Source organism: Cypionkella sp. (assembly GCF_028290025.1).
Taxonomy (GTDB): Bacteria; Pseudomonadota; Alphaproteobacteria; order Rhodobacterales; family Rhodobacteraceae; genus Cypionkella.
On record NZ_JAQGKQ010000107.1, the window covers coordinates 24519 to 31550 of the forward strand.

A 7032-nucleotide genomic window follows, 5' to 3' on the forward strand; every position below is an offset into this window, starting at 1 on the left:
GGGCCAGATCCAAAAGTCGGGAATGATAATTTGACATTTCAACCGGATGCGGCGGGTGTACAGGCGCTGAAGCGCGCGATCTCAGATCGGTTCACAACATCCCTTACTCATTTGATGCTTGAGGCCGTACCACCGCCCGGTGGCCAGGCAGACAGGTATCGTGCCGCGGTTAGCCGTGTACTTGCAGCAGGCTTTCCGACCCCGGTATTGTTTGGACATCACGCGCAGCTGCGCGATGCAGCGCTTGCAGGTGACATGGCGAGTTTCGACTTAAAGCGCGATTCGATTGCGAATTTGGAACTTGCTAGGAGACCCGCAGCTTTTCGAATCGTGTCCCTTTCACCAGAGAATTGGGAGGCTTCGGGCGTTGAGGTTATTCGCGCATGTTTTGCCGATGATGTGGGTTTGACCACCCAACTGTTTGCTCCAACCGATACAGCCGCTGCTGAGGCCGCAGTCCAACTGCAGCGGGCAAAAGCAATTATTGCAGCCGCGGCCCTAGACTGGAGCGATGAACTAAACGAGCTTTTATGTGAAATTATCTTGGCGGTGAATATTGGCAAAGGCGGCTTTGCAGGAGGATCAGTCTTTGATTTGTTCGGCGCTGTTTTGTTCAATCCCGGCACCCGTCCCGACATTGCTCATCATCTGATGACACTGATCCACGAAAGCTCGCATCTGCTGCTTTTTGCGCGCCATCTGGACGATGACGTACTGCTCAATGAGCCTGAGACCTTATATAGTTCACCTTTGCGGCGTCAGGGGCGACCAATGGAAGGGATTTTTCACGCCATGTGGGTCTCTGCGCGGATGACAACCTTTGGTAAAGCGCTGCTGGCCTTCCCGGATCTGGCGGTCATGATGACCGAAGTTGAAATCGAGGAATTGCGTGGCGCGACCGTGGATTCTCAAAAAGCTTATGAGCAAGCCTATGAAATCGTAGCTGCACATGCGATTTTCACCCCAAGGGGAGCGCAGATTAATGCCGATGCCGCAACGGCAATGTCCCGCTTGTCGCATGACTGACAACGTCGAACCGCTTGGCTACTATGCTGCTCTTCGCACCGAATTTCTGGCCAACCCCTCTCGCATCGTTGTCTGGCGACGCGATCGGGCAATTACAGCAGAAAAGTTCATGGAAACGGCGTCGAGTATGGCTGGATGGCTTGCCGACCAAGGATTTTCTGCAGGCGATCGACTTGGGCTGGCAATGCATGACAATTTACATTCGATCCAGTTGGCAATGGCCTGCTGGATGATTGATGTCGAACCAATGATACTCGATCATCGTTTGGGCACCGACAGCTTAGCGTTTTGGCGTTCACAGCAAAAGCTGAGGGCTGTGATTTCACGACAAGTACGCGTCTGTGCTTTTTCCGGTGTCGTGTTGATGCCTGACCCAGCAAGTTTGCCCAAGTTCGAATTGCTTACGATGCCCTCAGCATCGCCAGCCAACCGGGTTGGGGATTTTATTGCAAGTTCCGGTGTATCTGGCGCGCCTAAGGTCAAAGAAAAGACGCAAGTCGGCATGCTGACAGCGGTGCGCGCAATGATGGATGACCAAAGCCGGGGCTTTTGGGGAGCGGCGCTATCAGCAATTTCTGTAGCGTTTCCGGGTGCGCGTTACATCTGGTGGCGCAACCTGCTGGCGGGCGAGCCAATCCATTCGATAGATTTGCTGTTTTCGACCGATACGCTGGACGAAGCCTTGCTGGACCCAAGAATTCAAGAGTGCACGCTACCACCTAACCTAATCCGCGCTCTGGCCGCAAAGGCCGAGGCAGCGGCCAGCCCCCTCCCCCGCTACCCGCATCTGAAAAAACTGCAATCTATAGGTGGCCCGGCTCGCGCGGAGGACAAGCTGCGCGCTTATCATTCGCTGACGCCAAGTTACCTGATGACTTACAGTTCTACCGAGACAGGGGTAATCTCTCGCATCGGCGGCCACGATCTACTGACCAATCCGGACTCTTGTGGGCGGGTTCTGCTGGGGCTCGATGTTGATATTGCAGACAATACAGGCGCAACTTGCCCGCCCGATACTGTGGGGCGTATTCGCCTGCGCCGTCCGGCTGCGAGTGGGAAGCAAGGCGAGATTACGGAGATTTTTCCTGGGGATCTGGGCTGGTTCGACGATGCTGGTTTTTTATATATCGCGGCGCGCGGTGAAGGGATAATCTGTCGTCATGGTGTGAATTTTTCGGCGGCTTTGCTGGAATCCCGCATTCTTGCAATGGACAGCATTCGGGATGCGGCCGTAATCCGAGTAAGCGGCCGCGAAGATACAGAGGATGCAATTCTCTTGGCTCTTGATATCGGTACCGCCCCAATGGATGATATTCGCCGCGAGTTGCGCAAAACTCTTAATGCTCATGAACGTCCTGACGGGCTTTGGCTGCTCGGCCCCGAAGATTTGACCGTAGGCGGCAAAATCAAACGCAGCCAGATATCCGCTTGGTGGCAATCCGCGCCCGAGAAGTTTCAAGCGTTTTAAGGCAAAGGCAGACGGATTGTATGCGTTGTGGGCAGCGACTGAAAATTACGTCGACCAGAATCTGCCGACGTCGGAATTACCAAAAAAGGCATCGCCCCGAACGGCCACGACAGCGGTCCGGTTCCTTGCATACATAGCATAGCCCGGGTTTTGAATGCCGGATTAGGTTTCCACCGGAAGCTAACGCAGCCGCCAGTCAGTTCGGAGGGTTTGACTAGATCAGCGTAGGGCATCCTGATTGTTGGGTGTGATACGCCGCGTTCCAGTAGCGGAATAATCAATAGCTTATCCATGCACTCAACATATTGCCCCTGCGGAAGCCGCAAGCTGAACTCAGCATCCTCATTTCGGTGCAAGCTCCAGTTTGTAGCCGGACGCGGGGTCACACTGCCACGTCGTTTCTCGGCGGAGCATATCTCCTTAACAAGGCTGGGTATATTGGCGGGAAGAAAATACTCTCCGTGTCCGCCATCGGTCTCTGCGACCTCTACACCCGAAAATGCGGCTGACCACCAATTATGCCGTATCTGCATCTCCGGCTCGCTCAATGTACGCATCGGATTTCGATTACTCTTGCGGCCAAAGATCATTTTGACGGGCAGCGGCAATGGCAGCTGCCACTCGGCATCAAGCGTGACAAAGCATAGTACCTCTACGCCCGCCTCAAGCAATTTCAGCGCGACATGGTAGCTGATCTCGGCAGCTTGGCAGTTGCCACCCACGATACACGGTCCGGTGCCAAAACGCTTCAGCAGCGTGTCGGCATAGTGCTTTGCAAGTTCCAGAACGATTGATGTGTTAGCGCGAGTCTGGGAATCAACGATCATATTCAGTGATCGCATGCCGACTATGGGTTGCGAAGGCGACATTTGGTTAGCAATGGCTGGAAATTCGGCGGCGGCGTTAAATACCCAGAAGATCGGCGATGCAGTGCCTTCAGGATTAAGAAATCTCATGGTACTTTTCGCATCAAGCCGCTCACCCGGCCAATTTCGGCAAATTATTTCAATGTGGCTGAGAGTTTTGTCGATGTCCGGAGCGGACCACATTTCTTCTGACGGCGCGTTCACAGCAGCCGTTCCCCAGCTAAGCGATATCATTTAGACGCGCGGCAAGCTCGCTCGGGGTCTGATAGTCAAGCAACAAGCTTATGTCGAACCGCGCTCCTGCAAGAGCCGACAATTCGGTTGTCAGCTCAACGGCGCTTAACGAATCGCCACCCAAATCAAAAAAGCTGTCGGAAGCGCCACAGCTGATACCGAGAACCTTGGAAAAGAGTTTTGTCAGGGCATCAGCTGTGAACATATTTTACTCGCAGAATGTGAGACTACGAGTTGGCTGGAACTTCGCCGATTTTTGGCGCTGCTGCGGCAGCAGAGCCTTTAAGCCGAAGCAGTTTGGAAATATCAAGTTTCATGATCGACCCATTCATTCAGTATTGTTGACGGACACATCTCTAAGCATGTCACAAGCAACGTGGCACGATAACTCATGTTATGCAATCGAGCTCTAAGCCTTTCGATGCCTACCGCTGCCAATTTTGCCGACGATCTAATCAAACTAGCGGGCTAAGGTCTCACCGCCGTACGTGACTGAAGATCATCAGCTGATAAGTCGTTCAGATACTTGGTTCGCCCTCTTTCCATTCAAAATCAGTCATGTGAACCAAAAACTTGCCAACGCGCCGGTCTGTCAGCACGGTGTCTTCCATGCGAAACGCCGGGATTTCGGCTGAGCCGATTTCACCCGCAACCAGTTTTGCGTAGATCTCAGAAAGCTGTGACGGCTTACGGTCAAAAGATTGGGAAAGATAGTAGATCCCCTGAGGGTCGATACGCCTGTTTGGCTCGCGGCACAAAGAGCACCAGTCCGTGGAATCAATGTAGGGATACCAGCAGAATCCCTCAAACCGCCGGTTCCGCTTTTCGAGTTCGGCTGCCAGATCCTCGCTTTCGCCTACCATGTATTTGAGCCAGCTTATGCGGTCCTCAATGCGCCCCCTGACGTTCGTTTCGGATAGCATCACATTCAGGTCGTAGCGTTCAACATATTCGAGCGCGACCCTCTTGAAGCCCCAAGGCCGGAAATCATCGCTCTGGCCGTCAACAGTCCAGCCAAGCTCGCTGTGAGCATAAAAATCCAGTCCAAGTACGTCGATCCGGGCTGGCGACTCGCGGAAGCGCGCAACGTCTTGCCCGGTCATGCCATTCTCCACGAACAAGGCGTAAAGTGGGTGCGTGCTGTCCATCCGCCCAAGCAACAGGTCAAGTACCGCGAAGCGCAGATCATTGCTGAAGTCGGTGTGATCTTGAGATGCGGGGTCGAGCGCATGATGACGCTCGCATGTATCCACGTGGACAATTCGCAGTCCCCGCACAATTTTCTTGAGTGTGGCAGTGACCCGATGAATTGCGCGCACCTTGCCAAGTATAATTCTTGCCACGCCTTCCCGATCTTTCCAATGGGGATACCAATCCCCTGTAAAGCCCGACAGGATTGCGGTCGCTACCGGTTCGTTGATAACCGTATAGTCGGTGATCCACGGATACCGCTGTGCGAAAGCCCGCACGAATGCTTCGTAGACATCGGGAAAATCTGGATTTGCGAAGCCATCCCCAAGCCACTGTGGAAAGCTTGTGTGGTGCAGCGGATCAACGATTGGGATCAGGTCCAAACGCCGGACTTGGGCAAGGTAACGGTCGGTCCAGGCCCAGTCAAAGATGCCTCGCACGCGCTCGATCTTATGCCATGGGATACAGCAACGAAACTCGCGTAACCCGTCTGCTGCGAGACGACGCAAATCTTCTTTGTAGCGCACCGCGTGCTCGCTGGTATCGAGCACATCGATTCCATGGCCGAACATCTGTGTGCCCTCGAACCCGGTAAGATAGGAGAGTCTTGGAACGACTGGATTAAAGTTTGGGCGGCGCACAACCATAGCTTGCAAAATGGGGCGATGCCGCCTAGACAAGTGAGACTCCTGCGCAGAAGAAGCTTCGACTGAGAAAGTGGTCGTCATGATCTTCATCCATTACCTTGCCTAAGACCGGCATCGTTTTTCGTGTCATTAGCGAGAATAAGTCTCCGCGTCCGCCAGCAGTTCCCGAACTGTTGGCAGAACGTCTCAAGCCTAGGGATCAGCAAAAGAAAAAGTTCGTAAGTCGGACGGGATATCCGCGGGTGTCTCAAGTTTCTACGGCAGACCAAAGGTGTATTACTTACCGCGAAATGGGGTCGGCATGCTTGTCTGGGCCGGACCGCACGATGGTTGCCAATTGTGACGACGCGAAGGGGCCAAGACTGCCGTAGGGAAGCGATGCGTCCGATAACTTCAACATTTACGCAGCAGGTGCGTGCAAAGTCGCTACCCGCGGTTCTGCCGCTTTCAAGGGCCAAACATGAACATGAGTGTTATCTCCAACCAATTTCCACTGTTCGAACCAAGTGGAATGGACGATGTCAAGGACCCGTGTCCGGTTTTTGACGGCAAGTCGTGGCACATGTTCGGTTCGGGTGGCACCGTGACGCTGGAGCTTTGGAAGATTTACCACGCTACCGCTCCGTCTCTCGAGGGGCCTTGGACTCAGCAAGATCTCATCTCGTTGCCCATACAAGGCTCTGGCGTAGCCGCACCGGGAGTTGTGTTTGATAACGGTGTTTTTCACATGTTCATCCAGACAGAGTTCATAAAATCCGGGGGGCGATGCGAACATCTGGTGTCCAGAGACGGATACTCTTGGGTGGCGGGAACCGCAGCTCTTATCGCGTTGCCCGACACTGACGAAGACGGGCTGTATGATCCGCATCCGGCCGTCATCGGCAAAAGTAAATACATCGTCTACTCCGCCATGCCACGATTTGCGACAGTGCCTCAGCCCGACGTCTATCTTGCGCGCAGCCGGTCGGGGACGTGGTTCGGGCCATGGGACCGTTTGGGGAAAATCCTCGACCATGACGAAGTCCCCCACCATAATCCACGCGGGCAAATTGATTATGAATGGGGCATCGAGGGGCCGCAACTTGTCGAGCTCCCCGATGGTCGGGTATTACTGAACGCCACCTGTTTTCTGCCTCATGGCAAGCGTGGGTCACGGCAGCGCGTGTTTCTTGCGTTGGCCGACCGCGTCGAAGGGCCGTATCGCACACTTGGGCCGTTGCTGGACCCCACAGAGCCGGGCGAGAACGGACACTCGACCGTCCTCGTGATGGGAGATGAGCTGATCGTAATGTACCAAAGCCGTTCAGCAGAAACAAACCACCGCTGGCGCTACGGCATGTTGCGCGGTGCAATGCCATCTGAAAGCGCCGGTCCCACGGCCGAAGCGGCATGACGAGGTTTGCGCAGAGCAACTTCGAGGTGCTCAATTCGCAGCCGAAATGTTGATTAGGAGTGCAGGCATTTTGCGCGCACCAAGGCGCGGGTGCCTCAGTTGGATAGAGTGAACCGCGCCGTGGGTTTGAGCAGGCGATGGTTGCTGACCCAGTTGACCTGTTAGCCGGTAGGCGATGTGCATCTCCGGAAGGCTATCAACCTAGCG

At 54.5% G+C, this 7032-nt stretch carries 6 protein-coding genes; 3 read left to right on the top strand and 3 right to left on the bottom strand.

Annotated elements, in window-relative coordinates; all coding sequences use genetic code 11:
• Nucleotides 1-30 precede the first annotated feature (30 nt).
• Complete coding sequence (locus JWS10_RS18850) at nucleotides 31-1026, top strand: HEXXH motif-containing putative peptide modification protein (RefSeq protein ID WP_299509333.1); 996 nt, start codon at nucleotides 31-33, stop codon at nucleotides 1024-1026.
• Complete coding sequence (locus tag JWS10_RS18855) at nucleotides 1019-2494, top strand: class I adenylate-forming enzyme family protein (protein WP_299509334.1); 1476 nt, start codon at nucleotides 1019-1021, stop codon at nucleotides 2492-2494. Before JWS10_RS18850 ends, JWS10_RS18855 begins: the two co-directional genes overlap by 8 nt.
• On the opposite strand, the gene JWS10_RS18860 is transcribed toward JWS10_RS18855, so the two are convergent.
• From JWS10_RS18860 to JWS10_RS18870, 3 genes are all read right to left on the bottom strand, one after another.
• Complete coding sequence (locus JWS10_RS18860; protein WP_299509335.1) at nucleotides 2491-3564, bottom strand: hypothetical protein; 1074 nt, start codon at nucleotides 3562-3564, stop codon at nucleotides 2491-2493. The two genes, JWS10_RS18855 and JWS10_RS18860, sit on opposite strands and share 4 nt — an antisense overlap.
• Before the next feature lie 16 nt (nucleotides 3565-3580).
• On the bottom strand, nucleotides 3581-3799 hold the full coding sequence (locus JWS10_RS18865; protein ID WP_299509336.1) for an acyl carrier protein: 219 nt from the start codon (nucleotides 3797-3799) through the stop codon (nucleotides 3581-3583).
• Between the two features lie 313 nt (nucleotides 3800-4112).
• Nucleotides 4113-5513 (bottom strand): family 1 glycosylhydrolase, encoded by a 1401-nt coding sequence (locus tag JWS10_RS18870; protein WP_299509337.1) that lies wholly within the window; start codon nucleotides 5511-5513, stop codon nucleotides 4113-4115.
• 430 nt (nucleotides 5514-5943) lie between these two features.
• On the opposite strand from JWS10_RS18870, the gene JWS10_RS18875 reads away from it, so the two are divergent.
• Nucleotides 5944-6825: a hypothetical protein gene (locus tag JWS10_RS18875; protein ID WP_299509338.1), complete on the top strand. Its 882-nt coding sequence runs from the start codon at nucleotides 5944-5946 to the stop codon at nucleotides 6823-6825.
• Nucleotides 6826-7032: the final 207 nt, after the last annotated feature.